The organism is Staphylococcus sp. SB1-57 (assembly GCF_017086425.1).
In the GTDB taxonomy this organism is placed as follows: Bacteria; Bacillota; Bacilli; order Staphylococcales; family Staphylococcaceae; genus Staphylococcus; species Staphylococcus warneri_A.
The window spans coordinates 1,359,657-1,382,764 of sequence record NZ_CP070964.1; the positions used below are offsets into that span (position 1 = coordinate 1,359,657).

At 32.3% G+C, this 23,108-nt stretch carries 19 protein-coding genes, 1 pseudogene and 1 riboswitch; of the genes and pseudogenes, 11 read left to right on the plus strand and 9 right to left on the minus strand.

All coding sequences use genetic code 11. From position 1 onward, the window contains the following. Positions 1 to 32: 32 nt before the first annotated feature. Together JX000_RS06775 and JX000_RS06780 are read right to left on the minus strand one after the other, a co-directional pair. Positions 33 to 1,238 carry an aspartate kinase gene (locus JX000_RS06775; RefSeq protein ID WP_171970146.1) on the minus strand — a complete coding sequence of 402 codons (1,206 nt, stop codon included), beginning with the start codon at positions 1,236 to 1,238 and terminating at the stop codon, positions 33 to 35. 82 nt (positions 1,239 to 1,320) lie between these two features. After that, positions 1,321 to 1,497: riboswitch (Lysine riboswitch) on the minus strand. 383 nt (positions 1,498 to 1,880) lie between these two features. Continuing rightward, positions 1,881 to 3,482, minus strand: a complete 1,602-nt coding sequence (locus JX000_RS06780; protein ID WP_002451353.1) for an ABC-F family ATP-binding cassette domain-containing protein — start codon at positions 3,480 to 3,482, stop codon at positions 1,881 to 1,883. Positions 3,483 to 3,627: 145 nt separating this feature from the next. Between JX000_RS06780 and cvfB the strand changes: the two genes are divergently transcribed. From cvfB to phoU, 6 genes are all read left to right on the plus strand, one after another. After that, complete coding sequence (cvfB, locus tag JX000_RS06785; protein WP_002451352.1) at positions 3,628 to 4,536, plus strand: RNA-binding virulence regulatory protein CvfB; 909 nt, start codon at positions 3,628 to 3,630, stop codon at positions 4,534 to 4,536. A 341-nt stretch (positions 4,537 to 4,877) separates the two neighbouring features. Further along, complete coding sequence (locus JX000_RS06790; RefSeq protein WP_002451351.1) at positions 4,878 to 5,858, plus strand: PstS family phosphate ABC transporter substrate-binding protein; 981 nt, start codon at positions 4,878 to 4,880, stop codon at positions 5,856 to 5,858. Positions 5,859 to 6,046: 188 nt separating this feature from the next. Continuing rightward, entirely contained in the window at positions 6,047 to 6,973 is a 927-nt protein-coding gene (pstC, locus tag JX000_RS06795) for a phosphate ABC transporter permease subunit PstC (protein ID WP_002451350.1), read from the plus strand. A gap of 1 nt (position 6,974) precedes the next feature. Then, positions 6,975 to 7,904 carry a phosphate ABC transporter permease PstA gene (pstA, locus tag JX000_RS06800; RefSeq protein WP_002451349.1) on the plus strand — a complete coding sequence of 310 codons (930 nt, stop codon included), beginning with the start codon at positions 6,975 to 6,977 and terminating at the stop codon, positions 7,902 to 7,904. Positions 7,905 to 7,991: 87 nt separating this feature from the next. After that, positions 7,992 to 8,867 carry a phosphate ABC transporter ATP-binding protein PstB gene (pstB, locus tag JX000_RS06805; protein ID WP_124228314.1) on the plus strand — a complete coding sequence of 292 codons (876 nt, stop codon included), beginning with the start codon at positions 7,992 to 7,994 and terminating at the stop codon, positions 8,865 to 8,867. A gap of 3 nt (positions 8,868 to 8,870) precedes the next feature. Further along, the gene (gene phoU, locus JX000_RS06810) at positions 8,871 to 9,518 is read left to right on the plus strand and encodes a phosphate signaling complex protein PhoU (RefSeq protein ID WP_002451347.1); all 648 of its coding nucleotides are present in this window, start codon (positions 8,871 to 8,873) and stop codon (positions 9,516 to 9,518) included. 118 nt (positions 9,519 to 9,636) lie between these two features. Here phoU and pepF read toward each other — a convergent pair whose 3' ends face one another. Next, a complete protein-coding gene (pepF, locus tag JX000_RS06815) occupies positions 9,637 to 11,448 on the minus strand; it encodes an oligoendopeptidase F (protein WP_145505260.1) in 1,812 nt (603 codons plus the stop codon). A gap of 198 nt (positions 11,449 to 11,646) precedes the next feature. Between pepF and JX000_RS06820 the strand changes: the two genes are divergently transcribed. From JX000_RS06820 to JX000_RS06840, 5 genes are all read left to right on the plus strand, one after another. After that, positions 11,647 to 11,997 (plus strand): hypothetical protein, encoded by a 351-nt coding sequence (locus JX000_RS06820; RefSeq protein ID WP_075778807.1) that lies wholly within the window; start codon positions 11,647 to 11,649, stop codon positions 11,995 to 11,997. 110 nt (positions 11,998 to 12,107) lie between these two features. Continuing rightward, complete coding sequence (gene nikB, locus JX000_RS06825; protein WP_206140537.1) at positions 12,108 to 13,106, plus strand: nickel ABC transporter permease; 999 nt, start codon at positions 12,108 to 12,110, stop codon at positions 13,104 to 13,106. After that, on the plus strand, positions 13,096 to 13,911 hold the full coding sequence (gene nikC, locus JX000_RS06830) for a nickel transporter permease (protein ID WP_145505252.1): 816 nt from the start codon (positions 13,096 to 13,098) through the stop codon (positions 13,909 to 13,911). Before nikB ends, nikC begins: the two co-directional genes overlap by 11 nt. 1 nt (position 13,912) lies before the next feature. Next, positions 13,913 to 14,686, plus strand: coding sequence for an ATP-binding cassette domain-containing protein (locus tag JX000_RS06835; RefSeq protein WP_124228318.1), 774 nt, complete (start codon positions 13,913 to 13,915; stop codon positions 14,684 to 14,686). Further along, positions 14,679 to 15,386, plus strand: a complete 708-nt coding sequence (locus tag JX000_RS06840) for an ABC transporter ATP-binding protein (RefSeq protein ID WP_124228319.1) — start codon at positions 14,679 to 14,681, stop codon at positions 15,384 to 15,386. The genes JX000_RS06835 and JX000_RS06840 overlap by 8 nt, the downstream gene beginning before the upstream one ends. 89 nt (positions 15,387 to 15,475) lie before the next feature. Here the strand turns inward: JX000_RS06840 and JX000_RS06845 are convergent. The 6 genes and pseudogenes from JX000_RS06845 to trpB form a co-directional block, all read right to left on the minus strand. Then, a pseudogene (locus tag JX000_RS06845) lies at positions 15,476 to 16,492 on the minus strand (ABC transporter substrate-binding protein). A 58-nt stretch (positions 16,493 to 16,550) separates the two neighbouring features. Continuing rightward, entirely contained in the window at positions 16,551 to 17,324 is a 774-nt protein-coding gene (locus tag JX000_RS06850) for an HAD-IIB family hydrolase (RefSeq protein ID WP_206140538.1), read from the minus strand. A gap of 833 nt (positions 17,325 to 18,157) precedes the next feature. After that, positions 18,158 to 19,417 carry an aminoacyltransferase gene (locus JX000_RS06855; RefSeq protein WP_002451338.1) on the minus strand — a complete coding sequence of 420 codons (1,260 nt, stop codon included), beginning with the start codon at positions 19,415 to 19,417 and terminating at the stop codon, positions 18,158 to 18,160. 42 nt (positions 19,418 to 19,459) lie between these two features. After that, positions 19,460 to 20,716, minus strand: a complete 1,257-nt coding sequence (locus JX000_RS06860; RefSeq protein WP_206140539.1) for an aminoacyltransferase — start codon at positions 20,714 to 20,716, stop codon at positions 19,460 to 19,462. Between the two features lie 457 nt (positions 20,717 to 21,173). Continuing rightward, the gene (gene trpA / locus JX000_RS06865; RefSeq protein ID WP_206140540.1) at positions 21,174 to 21,899 is read right to left on the minus strand and encodes a tryptophan synthase subunit alpha; all 726 of its coding nucleotides are present in this window, start codon (positions 21,897 to 21,899) and stop codon (positions 21,174 to 21,176) included. Next, positions 21,892 to 23,106, minus strand: coding sequence for a tryptophan synthase subunit beta (gene trpB / locus JX000_RS06870; RefSeq protein ID WP_206140541.1), 1,215 nt, complete (start codon positions 23,104 to 23,106; stop codon positions 21,892 to 21,894). Before trpB ends, trpA begins: the two co-directional genes overlap by 8 nt. Between the last annotated feature and the right edge of the window lie 2 nt (positions 23,107 to 23,108).

Below are 23,108 nucleotides of genomic sequence, written 5' to 3' on the forward strand. Positions count from 1 at the left end.
ATTAATATTGTGAAAAATTAAGTTAAAATCAATTATATATCAAATGCACCGTACAATTCTTCGACGGCTTTTTCACCATTTTCAGCATCAATGACATAAGAAATACTGATTTCAGAAGTGGTTGTTTGGTAAAAAGGTATCTTCGCATTGATTAATGTAATAAATGCTTTAGATGCTACGCCTGACATATCTCTCATACCGGATCCAATTAATGAAATTTTGACATATGCTTCATTAATTTTGAAATCCAATGCTTCAAAATCGACGGCTAATTGCTCTAAAATAGCTGTGATTTGATGTGCATCTGTATCTTTTATACTGAAGGATAATTGTAGTCCTTCGTGGTTAACGATTTGTGAAATCATATCTACATTGACAGAACCTATTTCTAGCTCTGTGAATAGTTGTGTTAATAATTGATTATCTGGTAGGGGATAAGTGATCGTTACATGCATCATGTGTTGATCTAATGCAACCCCAGTAACTGCTTTTTTCTCTAATAAATCACTTCTAGACATAATCCATGTTCCTTTCACATTTGATAATGTTCTTCCTAAATATAATGGTATATCATAATTTTTTGCCAACTCTACGCTACGTGTCTCAAGTACACCAGCACCTAATGCGCTCATTTCCATCATTTCCTCGTATGATACATACTCCAAACGTTTGGCATGACTCAATATTCTTGGATCTGTAGCATACACACCATCAACATCTGTGTAGATTTCACAAGGAATCTGATTACTTGCTGCTAAAGCTACTGCTGTCGTATCAGAACCGCCACGGCCGAGTGTAGTTAATTCATGATCCTCGTTGATACCTTGGAATCCAGCTATGACAAGTACATCGTACTTATTAAAAGCTGTTTCAAAGGTTGATGGGTCAATTTCAGCAATTTTACTTTTTAAATGATGACCAATGGTCTTGATACCTGCTTGATATCCTGTCATTGCCTTTGCACTAATACCAATATCATTGAGAACCATTGATAAATATGAAACAGTTTGTTGCTCTCCTGTAGTTAACAGTAGGGCGAGTTCTTGCTCTTTTGGTGTTGATGTTAATGTGGACACATTTTCCATTAATTGGTCCGTGGTTTTGCCCATTGCACTAACCACCACAATCAGTTGTTCACCTTGTTCAACACGATTTTTTAGCATACCTGCTATATTTTTAATTTTTGTAAAATCACTGACGGAAGAACCGCCAAATTTCAAAACACTTCTATTCAATATTTGTCCTCCTCAGTTAGTAGGGAGACACATCCATTCAATAAAAAAAGAACAAGTCTGGAATGCGACTTGTTCTACATTTATGTACAAGTGATGCACTCCATTATTATGAAATAATGACAAACTCTTAGCTCTTAACCAAAAAGTCCAACAAATGATACCTGCTATTATCATTCGTTTCGGCATTGCCCCCTTTCAATATTAGCTGTTAGCAGACAGTTGCCTAATATTTACTCATGTTTAATGCGCCTCATCAAAATCTTATTCAATTGATATGTTTTTATTATACATATACCACATGTGACTGTAAACCGATAATTGCGATTTTTTAAAATAAACAGAAAATTTCAAAGAGATACTTAGCATTTTAATGGTTAGTATCTCTTGTGCACTCGGATAACAAGACGAGTGTATTCCTTTTGAATCTTTTAAAAATATAGTGGCTTTTATGCAATCGTTGCTAAACGATTGTAAACCTTTTAGTGCATTTTAATGGTTAGTATCTCTTGTGCACTCGGATAACAAAACGAGTGTATTCCTTAAAATATAAATAACTAGAGTAGTAGGGGAATGTTCATTATATCTGTATATAAAAAGCGTATAAATACATCATCAAAATGTATTCATACGCTCAATCGAAGTCATCTATTGCAATACTCCTGTTTCTTTTAAGTATTCTTCATAAGGAATTTCTTTAGAAACGGCACCAGATTGATTTAAATCAATCACACGGTTAGCAATTGTATTGATAAATTCAAAGTCATATGATGTAAAGATCAATGAACCTTTAAATGATTTCAAACCATCATTGACTGCTGTGATACTTTCTAAGTCTAAGTGGTTGGTAGGCTCATCAAGTAACAATACGTTAGCACTTGATAGCATCATTTTACTTAACATACAACGAACTTTTTCGCCACCTGATAACACGCTTGCTTTTTTCTTAACTTCTTCACCACTAAATAACATACGTCCTAAGAAGCCACGTAAGAATGTTTCAGTTTGTTCATCTTCTGGTGCATATTGACGTAACCAGTCAACAAGATTCATATCCACACCATCAAAGAATTCAGAGTTATCTTTAGGGAAGTAACTTAATGAAGTTGTTACACCCCATTTATAAGATCCTTCATCAGGCTCCATTTCACCAGCTAAGATTTTAAGTAATGTTGTTTTAGCAATTTCACTATCACCAATTAAAATAGCTTTATCATTAGGATTCATTGTAAATGAAATGTTATCTAATACTTTTTCACCATCAATTGTTTTTGATAGGTTTTGAACAGTTAATAAATCATTACCAATTTCTCTTTCAGGTGTGAATTTAACATATGGATAACGTCTAGATGAAGGTTGGATATCATCTAATTCAATTTTTTCTAATTGTTTCTTACGACTCGTTGCTTGTTTTGATTTAGAAGCATTCGCTGAGAAACGCGCAACGAAATCTTGTAATTCTTTAATTTTTTCTTCTTTTTTCTTATTTTGTTCTTGAGCCATTTTTTGAGCTAATTGGCTTGATTGATACCAGAAATCATAGTTACCAACATATACTTTGATCTTACCAAAGTCTAAATCTGCAATATGTGTACACACATTATTTAAGAAGTGACGGTCATGGGATACTACGATAACAGTATTTTCAAAGTTGATTAAAAAGTCTTCTAACCAACTAATAGCTGGAATATCTAAACCATTGGTAGGCTCATCTAGTAATAATACGTCTGGATCGCCAAATAAACTTTGGGCTAGCAATACTTTTACTTTTTGGTTATTTTCAAGTTCAGACATTTTCTTGTCTTGTAATGAAGCATCGATACCTAATCCTGAAAGTAGGTTAGCTGCATCTGCTTCAGCATTCCAACCATTCATTTCAGCAAATTCGCCTTCAAGTTCAGCAGCACGAATACCATCTTCATCACTAAAGTCTGGTTTCATGTAGATTTCATCTTTTTCTTTCATTACTTCATATAAACGTTCATGACCTTTGATCACAACATCAAGTACACGTTCATCTTCATATGCGAAGTGGTCCTGTTTTAAAATCGCTAATCTTTCATCTTTACCTAATGACACATGACCTGTTTGTGAATCTAACTCACCAGATAAAATTTTTAAGAAAGTAGATTTACCTGCACCATTTGCACCAATTAAACCATAGCAATTACCTTCAGTAAATTTAATATTTACATCTTCAAATAGCTTACGATCGCCAAAACGTAAACTTACATCAGTTACTTGTAACATGCATTTGCTCCTTTTTTATATGGTTATTCTAACGGAAGAATTATATCATATTATAACGATAGTTTCGACCACCGATAACTTGTAATGATAGATTACATGACTCGTGTTATACTATAAAAGAATAAAAGACTCGAAGGAGAATATAATGGCACTAGAAAAAGATATCGTAGGTTCTATAGAATTTCTTGAAGTGACTGGCTTACAAGGATCAACATATATGTTAAAAGGACCCAATGGAGAACAAGTTAAACTCAATCAATCCGAAGTAAATGAAGAAGACGAATTACAAATAGGTGAAGAATACAGTTTCTTTATTTATCCAAATAGATCAGGTGAATTATTCGCAACACAAAATATGCCTGATATTACGAAAGACAAATATGACTTTGCAAAGGTGCTTAAAGTCGATCGCGATGGCGCACGTGTTGATGTTGGTCTACCGAGAGAAGTATTAATACCATGGGAAGATTTACCAAAGGTTAAAACATTATGGCCAGAAGCTGGAGATCAATTACTCGTGACATTAAGAATTGATAGTCAGAACCAAATGTTCGCACGTTTAGCAAGTGAAGGTATCGTTGATAACATGTACACACCCGTTAACGACGATAGTAAACAAAATGAAATGTTAGAAGCTAGACCATATCGTGTTTTAAGAGTGGGCAGTTTCTTATTAAGTACCGAAGGTTATAAAATTTTTGTTCATGAATCAGAACGTAAAGCAGAGCCAAGATTAGGTGAATTAGTTACCGTTCGTATTATTGGTCATAATGAACGTGGTGAACTTAATGGTTCATTTTTACCTTTAGCTCATGAAAGATTAGATGATGATGGGCAAGTCATTTTTGATTTACTTGTGGAATATGATGGCGAATTACCTTTTTGGGATAAATCAAGTCCCGAAGCTATCAAAGAGGTATTTAATATGAGCAAAGGTTCATTTAAACGTGCCATTGGTCATTTATATAAACAAAAGATGATTAATATTGAAACTGGCAAAATCAGCTTAACAAAAAAAGGTTGGTCTCGTACGGAAGACGAACAGAATTCTTAATACAAAAACGCATTTCTTCTATTAATATAGTCGAATCATATCACCATAGCGCTTATTGAATGAAATATTTCAATAAGCGCTTTTTTTGTAATATTTTATGTATCCAAAACCATCATTTTTATATTTTGCAATTTTAACAACACAATAATTATATTATTTTTCAAGATCTCTAACTTTAAAAACACTGTAATATCAGTGTTCAAAGCATATTTACAATTCAATTCTCATTCTTAACAAAACATTTACATTAGCTCTATTATTAATTAACAATAAACCTTTAGTATTAGGACTGTAAGAAATACATATAACATTTGGGTTATTTATATTAGGAGGATGTTTCAATGAAAAAGTGGCAATTAGTCGGTACGACTGTATTAGGAGCTTCAGTACTTTTAGGCGCTTGTGGCGGCGGTAACAATGGCGGTTCAGGCGAAGGTAAAGATGTAAGTGGAAAAGTAAAAGGTGACGGGTCATCAACAGTCGGTCCAATCATTGAAAAATTAAACGAAAAATTCGCTAAAGATTATCCTAACGCTACAGTATCATCTGGTACTTCAGGAACTGGTGGCGGATTTGAGAAATTCATTTCAGGTGAAACAGATTTCTCAAATGCTTCAAGACCAATTAAAGATGAAGAAAAGAAAAAGTTAGAAGATAAAGGCATTAAATACAAAGAATACAAAATTGCACAAGATGGTGTAACAGTTACAGTAAATAAAGATAATGACTTCGTTAAATCATTATCTAAAGATCAACTTAAAGAAATCTACTCTGGCAAAGCTAAAACATGGAAAGATGTTAACTCTAAATGGCCAGATAAGAAAATTAAAGCTTTCTCACCTGACCAATCACATGGTACATTCGACTTCTTTACTGAAGAAGTAATGGACAAAGGCGATATCAAAGCTGAGAAAAATGCTGATACAAACGTTATCGTTCAATCAGTTGAAAAGAATAAAGAAGGTATCGGTTACTTCGGTTATAACTTCTATCAACAAAATAAAGATAAATTAAAAGAAGTTAAAATCAAAGACGATAAAGGTAAAGACACAGAACCAACTAAGAAAACAATCCAAGATAACTCTTATGCATTAAGTAGACCATTATTCATCTACGCTAAAGAGAAATCATTAAAAGATAACAAAGCTTTCCAAGAATTCATGAAATTCACACTTGAAGATAAAGGTAAAGCAGCTGAGGATGCTGGTTATGTAGCCCTTCCTAAGAAAGACTACAAAGAAGAGCTTAAAGATTTGAAAAAATACATTAAGAAAAACAGCAAAGACTCTGATAAAAAATCTGATAAAAAAGAAGATAAATAATTAATAATAGAGTTTGGGAATACTAACGAAAATCATTGCAAAGTGGTTAAAATCAATAACCACTTTGTCTGATTTTCTTTTCAGGTTATAAGTCATATTACAAATCATGAGTCTAGCTCATCTATAGCCTGAAATATTCCCACTCTTTTTTTTATAATTGGGAGATTTAATAAGAGAGAGGTTTTTAAATGGCTTCAAAAACAAATATTAGAGAAATGATTGCTAAGAACAATGCCAAAAAGGGTGGTACAAGCGATAAAATCGTACCGATTATTTTGGCTATCATTGCAGCGATTTCAATTTTAGTTACATTAGGGATTTTATTTACTTTACTTACAGAAACAATTACGTTCTTCACACGTGTACCAATTACAGAATTTTTATTCTCTACAGATTGGAACCCATTCTCTGCTAAACCATCATATGGTATTTGGGCATTAATCATAGGGACGTTAAAAATCACAATCATTGCTGCATTATTCGCCGTTCCAATCGGATTAGGTGCTGCTATTTACTTAAGTGAATATGCGACTGACAAAGTTAGACGAATTATCAAACCAATTTTAGAAATTTTAGCTGGTATTCCTACTATCGTATTTGGTTTCTTTGCATTAACTTTTGTCACACCAATTTTAAGATCAGTATTTCCACAGTTAGGTAGTTTCAACTCAATCAGTCCCGGATTAGTCGTTGGGGTTATGATTATCCCACTTATCACAAGTATGAGTGAAGATGCAATGGCATCAGTACCGAATAAGATTCGTGAAGGTGCATTGGGATTAGGTGCTACTAAATTAGAAGTTGCAATTAAAGTTGTGTTACCAGCAGCAGCTTCAGGTATTTTAGCTTCAATCGTATTAGCTGTCTCAAGAGCTATCGGTGAAACAATGATTGTATCTCTTGCAGCAGGTAGTACACCTACAGCTTCACTTAACTTAACTGGTTCTATTCAAACAATGACTGGTTATATCGTTCAAGTTGCGACAGGCGATGCTACTTTCGGATCAGACGTTTATTACAGTATCTATGCAGTAGGTTTCACGCTATTCATTTTCACATTAGCAATGAACTTACTATCACAATGGATTTCTAAACGTTTCAGAGAGGAGTATTAATATGGCGACAACTACTAATACATCAAATAGCAATAGCAAAACATTAATCGATCAAAAGCAAGTCGATAAAAATATTTCGAGTCGTATGACCAAAAATAAAATTTTCAAAGGTATATTTTTAGCCTGTACATTAATTGGTTTAATCGTATTAGCAGCTTTATTAGTTGATACATTAATTAAAGGTGCTGGGCATTTAACACCATCATTCTTTACTAACTTTTCATCTTCCACACCATCAATGGCAGGGATTAAAGGTGCATTAGTTGGTACATTATGGTTAATGATTACTATTATTCCAATATCAATCGTATTAGGTGTAGGTACAGCAATTTATCTTGAAGAATATGCACGTAAAAATCCATTCACGAACTTTGTTAAGGTTTGTATATCAAACTTAGCAGGTGTACCTTCAGTTGTATTCGGTCTATTAGGACTTACATTATTCGTTCGTGGTATGGGCGTTGAATCATTATCACTTGGTAAATCAATCATTGCCGGCGCATTAACAATGTCTTTATTAATTTTACCAGTCATTATCGTGGCGGCACAGGAAGCGATTCGTGCTGTACCTAACTCAGTAAGAGAAGCTTCTTATGGTTTAGGTGCTAACAAATGGCAAACGATTTATAAAGTGGTATTACCTGCAGCTTTACCAGGTATTTTAACAGGCTTTATCTTAGCGCTATCTCGTGCATTAGGTGAAACAGCACCTTTAATCTTAATTGGTATTCCTACAATTCTATTACGTTTACCAAGCGGTATTATGGATCAGTTCCAAGCATTACCAATTCAAATATATAACTGGGCAAAAATGCCTCAAGAAGAATTCCAAAATGTCGCATCAGCAGGCATTATCGTATTATTAGTAATCTTATTATTAATGAATGGACTGGCTATTTTCTTCCGTAACAAATTCAGTAAGAAATTTTAAGCTAACGTCGTTATAAAAACAGGGAAACGTTATTTACGATTAAGTAGACATTAAATCAACTTAGTTAATTAGAAGGAGTTTTAAATTATGGCTAATACAAAAGTCGAAGAAAACAAAACATTAGATCAATTGAAAGACAACTCAAATCAAGACGTATCTACTATAGTAACTACACAAGATAAACACGATCCGATTTCTGATAGTGAACGTAAAATCGTTTATTCTACACAAAATTTAGACTTATGGTATGGTGATAATCATGCGCTTCAAAATATCAATTTAGATATTCTTGAAAACAATGTAACTGCCATTATCGGACCATCAGGTTGCGGTAAATCAACTTACATTAAAGCTTTAAATCGTATGGTTGAACTAGTTCCATCAGTTAAAACTGCAGGTAAGATTTTATATCGTGATCAAAATATTTATGATGCAAAATATTCTAAAGAAAAATTAAGAACGAATGTAGGAATGGTATTCCAACAACCAAACCCATTCCCTAAATCTATATATGATAATATTACGTATGGACCAAAAACACACGGCATTAAAAATAAAAAGATTTTAGATGAAATTGTAGAAAAATCACTACGTGGCGCAGCTATTTGGGACGAATTAAAAGATAGATTGCATATGAATGCGTATGGATTATCTGGTGGACAACAACAACGTGTTTGTATCGCTAGATGTTTAGCAATTGAACCTGATGTTATTTTAATGGACGAACCAACATCAGCTTTAGACCCTATTTCTACATTGAAAATTGAAGAACTTGTTCAAGAATTAAAAGAAAACTATTCTATCATCATGGTTACACATAACATGCAACAAGCTGCTCGTGTTTCTGATAAAACAGCTTTCTTCTTGAACGGCTATATAAATGAATATGACGACACTGATAAAATTTTCTCAAATCCAGCTGATAAGCAAACTGAAGATTACATTTCAGGACGATTTGGTTAATATATGGCAGTGATTAGACAAAAATACGAAGGCCAACTAGAAGACTTAATCAAAGATTTACGTCGTCTAGGTCTTCGTGTTTATTTTAATATTGAAAATGCATTAGTGTCGTTAAGTGATGATAAGAGAACTTTCGCAAGAGAGACAATTGAAAAAGATAAAGAAATTAATCGTTTAGACTATGAAATTAATGAAAAAGTCATCATGCTTATTACAAAGCAACAACCTATAGCGACAGACTTACGCATGATGATGGCAGCTTTAAAGATTTCTACTGACTTTGAACGTATGGGTGATAACGCCGCAAATATCGCTCATATTCGACTCAGAGTTAAAATAACTGACCATTATGTCTTAACAAGATTAAAGACTATGGGCAAATTAGCTATGCTAATGCTTGAAGATTTAAATACAGCTGTCAAAAATGAAGACATTACATTAATTAAAGAAATTATTGAACGAGATCAAGATATCGATGATTTATATATCAACATTGTCAATACGACATATTTAATTGATAACGATCCGTTTGTAGCAGGTCAAGCTCACTTAGCTGCTAGAAATCTAGAACGTGTCGGAGATCATATTAGTAATATTGCTGAAAGCGTGTACTATTTTCTCACAGGTGAACACTACGAAGCAGGTCGCTAAAATTCCTATTTAACCCAAATTTAAATATAACTGACTTATCTTCGTAATTGTTAGAACCTAAATATATAAAAATCCCCTAAATGATAGCACTTAGCTACATTTAGGGGATTTGTTTTACTTATGAATTAGCCTCAATTTCATCAGTAAGCGCAATTGCTTCATCTACCAATTCAGATATATATCGTATTGTGTCTTTCAATGGTGCTTCTGTTGTGATATCAACACCTGCTTGTTTTGCTAATGCAACTGGTGATAAACTACCGCCTGACTTCAACGTATTTAACCAATCATTAACAGCTGGTTGTCCTTCAGTTTTTATTCTTTGTGACATGACAGTACCAATTGTTAAGCCCGCTGAATAAGTATACGAATAGAGTCCCATATAATAATGGGGTTGTCTCATCCAAGTTAACTCCGTACCGTCTGTCATTTCAACCGCATTACCAAAGAATTGTTGATAAACATTAAGCATAATATCATTTAACACTGGCGCTGTTAATGATTCTCCATGATCTACTTTCTGATATACTTCACGTTGATAAGCCGCTTCTAGCAAATGCGTCACCATATTATGATAATACGTACGAGATAGTATAGAACCGATGACCCAACGTTTGAATCGTGGATCTTCGCTATGGTTGAATAAATAATTTGCCATTAACATCTCGTTCATTGTTGATGGTGCTTCCACAAAATACATTGAAGCTTCAGATTCTAAGAAATTCTGATTTTGTTGTGCTAAAGTGAAATGACCTGCATGGCCTAATTCATGTGCCAAGACAAATGTTTCAGCCATCTTTCCAGTCCATGAAATAAAGACATAAGAGTGTGTGAAATAAGGACTAGCACAGAACGCACCAGTATCTTTACCTTTATTTTGAGCGAAATCTATCCAGCGATTTTGGTATGCCGATTCAATCATAGAATGGTAATCGTCGCCAAGTACATCAAGTGCACCATAGATATAAGATTTAGATTCATCAATGGAAATTTCAGGTTCATAACTAGGATCGATTGAAACCTTTAAATCTTCAAAACGCATTTTTTCCAATCCATGTACACGTTGCAGTAATTTAGCATATTTTTGCATGACAGGTGCTAAATCACTCATAATGACATCAATTTGTCTATCAAACATATCACGTGTCACTTCTTGTTCTTGTAATAAATAATCAATCACTGAGTCATATCCTCTTAAATCCGCTTCAATTTTTTCTTGTTGTACTTGCATATTATAAGTGGCAGCTGTTGTATGTTGATAACGTCTAATCGCATCGCTAAATGCCTTAAAACTTTTCTGTCTAAATTCAGGATCAGCATGATCCTCGTATTCATTTTCAAATGTTGCATAATCCATTGGATACTCTATGTTGTTATGTTTAAATGATTCAAATGCAATATCTAACATTTTAGTAGTACCGTATAAATCATAAGGTTGATTTAAAGTAGGGGATAGACTAGCTAATGTTTGTTCAACTTTAGGATCTAATTGATACGGTTTGCGTTCAATTAATTGTTGAATGTAATGTGGATATTGTGTTTGAGATTTCAGTTGCTGTAACGTGTCATTACTCAAATTTAATATTTCTGATTCGACAAAGGATAATCGACTTGCGATTTTACCATAAGACGTATTTAATTTAGCATTTAATGTCTGTGCATCTTCATTAGTTGTGTCTACACTTAAACGTAATTCAGCATAATTGCCTAATCGATCAATTTGTATTAAAAGTGCTTCATAATCTTTAAGCGCATGTTCAATCGTATCAATTTCTTTTAATTGACCATTATAACGCTCATTAAAAGATAATGAAGAGGCTAGCGTCTCATCTAATATTTGGTAAAAATCTTCATCATTTTGGAATAAATCCTTTAAATCCCATGTTTCAGTACTAGGTATATCTTGTCTATTTGGTAAACCTTGTGTCAATATGATTCACTCCCTGTTTGTAATCAATAATTTTATTATACATGAGTTAAATTCGAAACGCAGTTGATACATATCAATCATACATCCGCAATTAAGTCGGTTATTAATCATTTAGAAATACTACTATAGTAGGTTTAGTTAAAGTAAATTAAATAGTATAATAATGTTAGTATTATTTAAAATAAGGAGAATCCATTTATGACTATTTTTGATATGCCGAATTTTCTATGGATTTCTATATTAGCAGTTATCATTTTAACTGTTTTCTGCACTTTAGTCTTACATAGATGGTTTATTGCAGCAGTTATTTCTTTTGTAGTATTAGGTGTATTAGCGTTCTTAATTCCTAATTTCCAAGATATTACATATCAACCATTACTAGGTTATGCTGCTTTTATGGCGATTGTGAGCCTAATTATCAGTTTCCTATTATGGTATTTTACACGTAATTGGAGACGTGAAAGAAAGAAAAAGCAACTCGAAAAAGATATGCGTCGATATGAACAATTTGAACACGAACAAGATGTTAACCAATTTCGTCGCCGTTAATATATAACGATTATAGGCCCAATTCTGAAATAATTTGACAGAGTTGGGTTTTACAATTTAAGTTTTCACTTATACCTTAAATATCATAGACAACTAATGGAGAGATACATATGAATATAATTAAAATAATCACTTCAAAGTGTCTTCAAATGATTGTAGTATTGTTTATCTTATCTACAATTACTTTTATTCTAATGAAATTATCTCCCGGTAATCCAGTAGACAAAATTTTACATTTAGACACTGCACAAGTTTCCAATGCTCAAATCAAAGCGACCGAAGATAAATTAGGCCTAAATGAATCATTATTGGCACAATGGTGGCATTGGATAATTCAAATATTACATTTAGATTTAGGGGTAAGTTACCAAACCAACGAGCCTGTTAGTCAAGAGATTGCAACATATGCGCCTCCTACATTAATCATTACCTTGGGGACATTAATGATGTCAATCATCATTTCAGTGCCATTGGGTATACTTGCAGCAATCAATTATCATCGTTCTATTGATCGCATGATTAGAATTTTCACCTTTTTATCTGTTAGTTTGCCTGCATTTTTCATAGGTATACTACTATTATATATATTTGATTTAAAATTAAACTTACTTCCTCCAGCAAGTGATGGCCAATGGATATCATACATTCTACCTATCCTAACTATGAGTGTCGGTATGTGCGCCTATCTCATTAGATTAATTAGATCTAATTTGTTGGATTTATATCAAAGTCCTATCGTCCAAACTTCACGACTAAGAGGAATGCCAGAAAAGTATATTTTATTACATGACCTTCTCAAGCCAGCTTTACTGCCAACTATACCACTCATTGGTCTTTCTGTAGGTAGTTTAATAGGTGGCACAGTCGTTATTGAAAATTTATTTGAAATACCTGGTTTAGGCGCGTTTTTAGTTGATAGTATTCGCTCAAGAGATTACCCAGTCATACAAGGTATCGTCTTATTTATAGGTACATTAGTTATTTTGATTAATACATGTGCTGATGTACTAAGTATATGTTTAGACCCTAAACAACGATTAACACAACACTCATGGTTAAAATCGTCTCAATCATATAATGATAAGGAGGCGACACATCATGAAATTTAAAATCAATCGTTCGAATTGGATATTTTATGTATTTTTCATATATGTTTTCATCATTGTTATGATGCAATTTTTTGTTCATGACGATGCTGCTTTAAAAGTGCATTTATCTCAAACATTTGAACCTATGAGTACACAACATTTATTAGGTACAGATGATTACGGTAGGGATTTATTCACTCGTCTCGTAGTAGGTGCACGTTCTACGTTATTTATCACGGTGCTTACTTTAGTATTTACAGTCATTATTGGTGTACCTCTAGGACTACTGTCCGGCTATAAAAAAGGCTGGATAGATATGATCATCATGCGTATGATTGATATCGGTTTAAGTATTCCAGAATTTGTCATCATGATTGCACTCGCAAGTTTCTTCCGTCCAAGTATTTGGAATCTAGTTATTGCTATCACCATAATTAAGTGGATGAATTACACACGGGTGACAAGAGGAATTGTGAATACAGAAATGCATCAATCGTATATTCGTATGGCACAACTTTTCAAAGTACCTACATTAACGATTTTATTTAAGCATTTATTACCAAAAGTATTACCATCCATTCTTGTATTAATCATTGTGGATTTCGGCAAGATCGTATTATACATTAGCTCTTTATCATTTTTAGGATTGGGGGCACAGCCGCCATCACCAGAATGGGGGGCAATGTTGCAAGCAGGTCGTGATTTTATAACCTCTCATCCGATTATGATCATTTCACCAGCGACTGTTATCGCTATGACAATATTAATCATTAACTTAACAGGTGATGCACTACGTGATCGACTATTAAAAGGAAGAGGTGACTAAATTGAATATCATAGAAATTAAAGGACTCACCATCAACGATTCAAACGGTCAACCACTTTTAAATCGTGTTGATTTATCCATTAAGAAACAACAAATCAATGCAATTATTGGTGAAAGTGGGGCGGGTAAAACCGTAACTATGCGTTTTATATTGAATCAATTACCTAAAGATTTTCAAATCGAATATGAATATTTCTTGTTTAATGGGCATGCTGTGACACATTTAAATGATAAGTTAGGAAAAGACATTGGCTATATTTCTCAAAACTATACACAAAGTTTTAATGACCATACCAAATTAGGTAAACAACTCATATCAATTTATCGTACACATTATGATGTATCTAAACAGATTGCTAATACTAAAGTAAAAGAAGCACTCACATGGGTCAATTTACCAAGTGATGAGATATTAACACGCTATAGTTTTCAATTATCAGGTGGCCAACTAGAACGCGTTTATATTGCGAGTGTACTTATGCTTGATCCTAAGCTTATCATTGCAGATGAACCAGTAGCATCATTAGATATGGTAAATGGCTTACAAATAATGGATTTACTAGAACATATTGTTAGAGACCATCATCAAACTTTATTAATCGTTACACATAATATGAGTCATGTTCTTAAATATGCAGATCAAATTGATGTTATTCAAAATGGACAAATTGTTGATAGAGGTAATCGTTCTTATTTTGAAAGTAAACAATCGACACCATACGCTCAACGGTTATTTCATTTTAGAAGTCATATAAAGAGGGGATATCATGATTAAATTAGACAATATCTCATTCCATTATCATAAACAACAATCCGTATTAAACCATATCAATTTAACAATCGATGATAATGAAATAGTTGGTATTTTAGGTGAAAGTGGATCAGGTAAAAGTACACTTAGTTCACTTTTATTACATGAATTAAAACCAACAACTGGTTCCATTCGTGTCGATACACATGATATTTTACCCGTATTCCAACATGCGTCTGAAAGTTTCAATCCTAAGTTAACCATTCAACAATCATTAGCAGAGCCGCTCTTGTATTACAAAAAACAATCTACTCAATATCAACATATTGACCAAATCATTCAAGATACGACGTCATCATTTAACTTGCCATTATCATTACTTAGCAAGTATCCATATGAATTAAGTGGGGGGCAATTGCAAAGATTTAATTTGCTACGAACATTATTAGTTAAACCAAAAGTATTAATATGTGATGAAATTACTTCAAACCTAGACGTTATCGCAGAACAACATATGTTAGATATCCTAACTGAAAACTATCGTAAACACCCATATACCTTAATCATAATTTCACATGATCTATCTGTAATACAACGTATTTGTCACCGTATAATTGTATTAAAAGATGGGGCGATCGTTGATGATTTTAATACCGATCATCTGTTCAGTCATCAAAGGCATCCCTATACCAAACAACTTGTAGCTTTATATGAATCAAATTAAATTATGTGATAAAACTATACCAAAGAAGCCCAAAGAAAACTTTTATTCAAAGTAACTTTGGGCTTCTTTATATTGAATTTATGAATCAATTATTTTTTATTTTCAAAGGCGTCTTGAATATGTTCAAGTTGATCTATTGTAAGTTGATGACCACCTTCACCAAAATACCAAGCATTAGATTCAAATTGATATACGTTATGATTTTTGATTGCTTTTATATTTTTAATGACCTTATTATTTAGTTCTTTAGGTAAATGCTGATCATTGCCATCTTTTGTTCGATTAATCACAAATAGTTTGTCTGGATTGATTTTATTTAAATACTCATAACTGATTTGATTTCCTCAAGAATTGGCTTTCATGTTATTGTCCGCATGTTGTATACCTATATCTTTATTCAAGAAACCACCAAATCGACCAGTTTGTCCAAAGGCTTTCATACCTTTATCATCTACAACTAGTAGCAATACTTTGTCCTTATTAATCATACGTTTTGTCTCATTTACTTTTTCTTTTAATTCTCGATTAAGTGTGTTGGCTTTATCTTTTTTATCGAAGATTTTACCTAAATGTTGGGTTGTTGTCTCTATAGAAGAAATGTAACTATCATTATTAGGACTGACAAATAAAATTTGAGCATCGGGCGCAGCTTTTTTCATTTCATCGAGTGTTTTTGTATGAGCTTGCCTAAAAGAGGCTAAGATTAAGTCTGGTTTAGATTTTGCTAAATTATCGTATTTAGGACGTCCTGGATTGCCTAAATTAATATATTGATCACTTTTAAATTCATTTAAAGCGTGGGGGAGAAATGCATTCCCTTGACCTTTAGCAACTGCTTTTACATGACTTTGTAATCCCATTTGTTGCATGATGTCTAATGCACCATAATCTAAGACAGCCACTCGTTCAGGATTTTTTGGGACCTTAACAGTTTCTGATTTCTTTACACCACGTGAGTGGGTATTATTTTTATCTTTAAACTCATAAGTATTTTTGATACTTACAGTGTCCTTTGAATTTTTACTAGATTGATCTGACGTTTGACTACAAGCAGTTAGCGCAATACTAATGAGTAAAATGATAAGTAGTATATATGTATTTTTCATAATGATCCTCCTTATCATTATTTTAAATGAAATTGAGAATCATTATCAATTAATGTTATTACTTTTTATTTAACCATTTATCCAATTCATTACATATTGCTTCATTAGTGTCGTCGACTAAAGTAATTTGCGGATTATTAATAAACGTCGTATGATCCATATGTAAATTCGTTACAAAATAGCCGTGAGATGCATGTTCTAGCATTTGAATATCGTTATGATCATTTCCAAATGCGATATAATCGGTTGTAGCTCCAAGGATTTTTTGAATTGTAGTATGTTTATCAATACCTTGAGCTGTAATATCAATATAACTTTCATTTAAATGTTGTATTAGCTCTAAGGAATGAGATTTTTCAGCTAATATAGTAGCTATTTCTTCAAAATCATCTTGTCGAATATCTAATATGATTGCTTTAATAGGTTGAACAATGTCATTCATATCTAAAGCCTTTGCTGTATGGTTAGGATCAATGCGTTGAAATAATTCATACGTTGCATCTAAGTTAGTAGAATAATTATATTTATCATCAAATATGTACTTTAATTGATATGCATGAATAATATCTTTAATCAGTTGCAAATCCTCATGTGCAATTGATTTAATCACTTCAATCTGTCCATTTTGAGAAATGATTGAGCCATTACCACCAATAAGTGTAAAATCTTTAAATTCTGGTATAACTGGTAGTAAATCTCTAATTGGACGTGCAGATGCAAATATGACTTGATGTCCGAGTTGCTGTAATTTAAAAATGCGTTCTTCAATACGTTGATCAACGTGGTAACCATCAAATGAAATGGTACCGTCAATATCAAAAACAAAATTCATAAACAAAACTCCTAAATGTTAATATTAAAAATATGGATAAATTATAACATAGCAAATATATAATGAAGAATAGGGTCCCCTATATCGAATATCTATAACTTCCTATAATATATATTATGTAAACTAAAATCTGAAAATCAATATAGGGCTATTATTCATGTCTTATAAACAGTTATAACTAATTATAACGAATCCGTTCACATTTTGATTGATATAATCATTCGTTACTAAGACTTGTATTCTTAAATGTTCATTTCCTTAAACTCATATGTCAATCTAACGATACGTTAAATGATCAGTGTATTTAACCTTAAATCCAATATAATTCTTAACTTAGTCTTTGAAATACTTAATGTTATATTAGCAATGTAATTACATCTAATGACCAGTTATCCATCAAAGTAACTCTCGATGCAACTGAGACACTCTCACAGCATCAATATATTGTTTAACATGTTATACATAGTATATCTATAATGTGTAAACGTTTATTTGTATTATTTATGAGTTTTTTCAAATTATCCAATCATCAACCATTTGATTAGAATATAGTTGCTATTTGATAACCAGTAAATCATTTTTACTTTATGACTTATTTTAAGTACTCAAAATAAATACAATAAGCATTTTATAAGTTATTTATTAGAAAATTCTCTATGACTATCATTGTTAAGGCTTTTGGTTATGCTATGATAATTTTAGTAGGGTGCAATATGATTTTAAATTAGATTTTTATATAAATTATTTGTAGAATTTCACTTTATAAAAAAAGACATAAAAAAGGCTGAGACATTTATCTCAACCTAGTCATATCAATATAATTGCTATGTTTATTACTTTTTGACTTTTCTACGAATACGGTCTAATGTAGTGAATAACCAATATTTAACTTTGTTAATTGGCTTATAAAAATCTCCTATTAACTCTTCAATTTGAACATTAAATCCACGTTTAAAGCGATAAACACCATAGTCCTCACTATTTTCAGTAAAATCACCAGATAATCCATAGAAATTGTAACGATCATAACCATTATCGAAGCAATAATTAATCATGAACCAATGCATCATGTATGGTCCCATGTATTGATTGAATTTTTCTGATGAACCACCTGAGAAGTAGTTGACTTCATAAGCATTTGCAAAGTAAACACCAGAAGCAAGATTCAATACTGAGCCATCAGTTTGACGGATTTCACTAGCTTGTAGCATTTCTTTTTTATCATGCTCAATTTGCTTGTCTAATTCACTTATTTTCTTCAATTGCTTATCACTTTTGTTTTCTTTAGCCATCATTTGATCACGACGGTTTTCTTTATCATTTAATGAATGCTGTAATGACTCAATGTATTCATCTAAATCAATATATGCTAAAGGTACTAAGACCTTATCACCGAAATGATCAATGAAATTATAGAAATATTGATCGGTTTTTGAAGCAAATCCTGTTCTTTCTTCAGTTTCACGATATAGTTCTAAGAAAAGATCAAATTCATCCCTACTTAGAAATCTCACTTTCACTCCGTAGTTTATCGCTTTATTAATATTTCTTTTACGTTGACTATCGAATTCTTTCTTCAATGAAGCAGGTGTTTTGCCCTCTAAGTTTAAAACACCCATCCATCTTACTTGACTGAAGCTATCATAAGATGTTGTGAAACCATGATGTTCATAACCGTGAGATTTAAATAAATTAACAAGTGCATCGTTTTTCTCATGATTATCAAGTGGTTTAATATCTTTATCATAAATTTGATAAATCCAATATGGATCCATTTTGACATATAAACATTGATGTTGATGTAAATATTTATCTAATTCTCTCAAATAAAAATCAACTAACCCTAAGTCAGAGTAATCCATGACTGGACCACGATTTGAGTAATACACATAACTACCCATAGTTGGAATTTTTGAAAATAGACTTGCTGCAATGACCTTATTGTTTTCATCTTTAATACCTAATAATACAACCTGAAAACCATCCGTTTCACGAGTAGCTATATTTTCTTTTACCTGAAAATAATGACTTTCTAATGATGGATTTTGTACAAAGTTCTCAAATTCTTTAACTGTCAACTCTGTAAATTTCATAATTAGATAATTCCCTTCCTAATAAAAATTTATTATTTATGCTTATTTTTTAAGTAATTTTTTTAATGTCGTATAAACAGTGTACATAGGTTTATTAATTGGTTTAATGAAATCTCCTACATATTCTATAACATCAGCATTATACCCTTTTTTGAATTTAATTACGCCTGCGTCTTCTGCATCTTCTGAGAAATCTCCACTAATGCCATAGAAATTATAGCGATCAATACCATGGTCTAATGCATAATTAATCATCGTCCACTGCACTGCATAACTACCTGCAAAGTGGCGATATTTATTTGAAGTACCACCTGCATAATAAACAACTTCAAATGGATTGATGAAGAAATAACCAGCAGAAATGGGTAATTCATTGCCATGTTCGGCTTGGAGTTGTTGTGCTTCATCTATTTTTTGTTGATTAGCTGCTAATTGTTGTTCTAGATTCGCTTTCTTATTATGTGATTTCTTATTTTCAGGACGCTTTTCAATATCTTTCAGCGCTTTGTTTAAATCTTTAGTTAACGTTGCTTTTTCATTGTTTAGTTCTTCAAGATATTCATCAAAATTAATATATGCTAAAGGCACTAAGACACGATCCTTAAAGTGCTTATATCGATCATAATAATAACTATCATCTCTATCTAAGAATTCTTTTGACTCTGAAGTATCTTCCATGAATGATCTAAAAATAGGTAACTCATCTTCTGATAAGAATTTAACTTTCACACCATTTTTTTGTACTTTTTTAGTATTACGTTTACGTAAATTATCCATATCGTTTAAAACATCTTTGGCCGTTTTATCTTTTAGATTCAATACTGAATGGTATCTTACTTGTAGTATTGGATCGAAACCATTGTGGAAACCTTCATGTTTAAAACCTAATGTTGACAATTTATCAAATATCCAATCATTTCCAGCATTTTCAGTAATCTCTCCATCATGATTGCGATATTGATATGGAAGATATGGATCGACTCTTAAATATAAACAATGATGTTTTTTTACATATTTACTTAATTCATTAAAGAAGAAATGAACTAATTCTTTGTTATCATAATCAATGACTGGTCCTCTATTAGTATAGAAATATTTAAAAAATTTCATCACTGGTACTGCAGTTAATAAGCAAGCTGCAATCACTTCATTGTCGTTATTTTTAATTCCAACAAGATGTGACTCTGTCCCTTCAGCTAGTTTTAATTCATAGTTACCTACCATTTGCGTAAAATGAGTATATGGTATTTGGTCTGTAAAATCGCCAAATTCTTTAGCGGTTAAGTTTGTAAACTTCATAATCATAACTCCTATTGTATTTATCTCTATTTTTTCTCTCTATTTAAGAATTCGAATTGAGTTCATACCATGCTTAATTCAAGCGTTGTTACTATTTATCATTATTATTTACACTGAAACTGTACGTAACAACATTGATATTATCAAACTAATTGTAACAATCTAAGTTGTTTTTTATTTTTCATGACTTTAATTAGTTAAATGCAATGACTCATCAAATACTTAGTCATACAACTTAAATTGAATATACGTAATAATAGTATGAGCCGAACTTTTATCAACTCATACTATTATCGTATTATCACCTATTATTTTAATGCATTTGCAAATCTAATGCCAATGACTTCCCTTATAACAACACAATTTTATACTAATCAAGTAAAATCAATGTCAAATCGTGTAATAATTTACATATATCCTTCCCATTTACATTCTATTTAAATTTTAATTAATTTTTCTAATTTAATGCGTGCCTTATAGATTTAAGATAGTTGATATTTTCTTCTGTAGTATCATTAGCAAATCGTTTAACGATTTCACTACCAATGACCACGCCATCTGCTATTTGTGAAATATCTTTCACATGTTGCACATTTCTAATACCAAACCCAGCTACGACTGGTACTTTTGCAAATGTCTTAATTGTGTCTAATTTAGACTTTAATTCTGGGTGGAATGTGCCATCCTTACCTGTAGTCGCATTCATCGTTACGGTATAAATAAAACCTTCTGCATTTTTGGCAATCAATTTCATTCGCTCTTCAGATGTTGTCATTGCAATGAGTGATATTAATTTCACATTATATTTATGAGCTTGTTCTTTTAATTGTTGTCCAAGTTCAAAAGGTAAATCAGGAATAATAAGACCATACACACCTGCACGTTCACATGCTTTAAAAAATAATGTTTCTCCATAATGGCATACAATATTGTAATATGTCATTAATACATACGGACAGTCGATGTCATTTTGATGCAATTCAAGTTCCTTAAAGATATAATCAATGTTAATACCTTCTTCAATCGCTTTTCCCCCTGCATCCATGATTGTAGGACCATCTGCAACTGGATCTGAAAATGGCACACCTACTTCAATCATATCTGCACCATTTTGACAAAGTAATGTCATATTCTCTATCAATTGATGGTTTGCCATAATATAAGGTATAAATAATTTATTCATTGATCTCACCTCTTTGTTGTGTATATTGACGTATCGTTTCCATATCTTTATCACCACGACCAGAAACGGTAACGACTATAATTTCATCCTTATTCATAGTAGGTGCTAATCGCTCTACGTAGCTTAATGCATGTGCACTTTCAATAGCAGGAATAATGCCTTCAGCTTTAGTAAATCGAATTAATACTTCCATCGCCTGTTCATCACTTGCATCTGTATAAGTGACGCGTCCAATATCATGATAATAAGAATGTTCTGGTCCTATTCCAGGATAATCTAAACCAGCTGAAATGGAGTGTGCCAATTGAACTTGACCATGTTCATCTTGTATTAAATACATTTTGGCACCATGTAACACACCTGGACTTCCTTTACCTATAGCTAATGCATGTTTATCAGTAAGTTTACCTTTACCAGCTGCTTCAACACCATATAATTTCACATCATCTTGGATAAAAGGATAAAACGTTCCAATTGCATTTGAACCCCCACCAATACAAGCAACAACCGCATCAGGTAAACGTTGTTCTTTATTCAATATTTGTGTTTTAATCTCTTTACCTATCACACTTTGAAAATCTCTAACAATAGTTGGGAAAGGGTCAGGTCCAAGAGCGGAACCTAAAAGATAGTGGGTATCTTCAACATGACTAACCCAATATTGTAGTGCTTTATTTACAGCATCTGACAAAGTACCTTGACCTTCCTCGACAGAAACTACTTTAGCGCCGAGTAGTTCCATTCTAAAAACATTTAATTGTTGTCTTTGGATATCCTCTTTACCCATAAAAACAATTAAGTCCATATCAAATAATGCTGCAACTGTTGCACTTGCTACACCATGTTGTCCTGCCCCAGTTTCTGCTACTAATTTACGTTTCCCCATACGTTTAGCCAATAACGCTTGTCCTAATGCATTATTAATTTTATGAGCTCCTGTATGGTTTAAGTCTTCTCTTTTTAAATATATTTTCGCGCCACCTAAAGATTCTGAATATGCTTTAGCATAAGTTAAAGGTGTTTCTCTACCTACGTATTCTTTTAAATAATACTGTAATTCATCTTGAAAAGTCGGATCATTTTTTGCCTTTTTATACGCTTGTTTTAATTCTATGATTGCTGGCATTAATGTTTCAGGGACATATTGGCCTCCATAAGACCCAAAAAATCCTAAGTCATCTGCGTCTGTTTGAATATGTGTATTCATTG